Raw genomic sequence first — 356 nt, forward strand, 5'->3', positions numbered from 1 at the left:
TTATCTCTCAACACTTCCTTTCTCTGAATTTTATTTCAGTAAAATAAATGAAAAATATTCTAATTTACAACATCTTTTTACAAAGCTATATAAAGCACAAGAAGTAAAATCAGAAGTTTATCATTATGAAGTAGAAGATGATTTACACTTTTATATGGTAAAAGTTAATAGAGCAAATATAACTACTTGGTAAAATTTCTCAAAGAAACAGGGAGAGTTTATAAACCAGTCCGGAAAAAAAGAATATAGAAAAGCTTTTATGGGATTAGATGCTTTTGACTCTAGCATAGAATATCATGATCGAGATTTAACTGATGTATATGTAGCTTTCACTTATAGGAAGTGTTGAGAGATAA

The 356-nt window shown here is 27.5% G+C and carries 1 pseudogene; it reads left to right on the forward strand.

Annotated features, from left to right (window positions below):
• Positions 1–193 (forward strand): annotated as a pseudogene (locus tag SB78_RS05645) (hypothetical protein); the annotation flags it as partial.
• Positions 194–356 lie beyond the last annotated feature (163 nt).

Source organism: Rickettsia asembonensis, assembly GCF_000828125.2.
In the GTDB taxonomy this organism is placed as follows: domain Bacteria; phylum Pseudomonadota; class Alphaproteobacteria; order Rickettsiales; family Rickettsiaceae; genus Rickettsia; species Rickettsia asembonensis.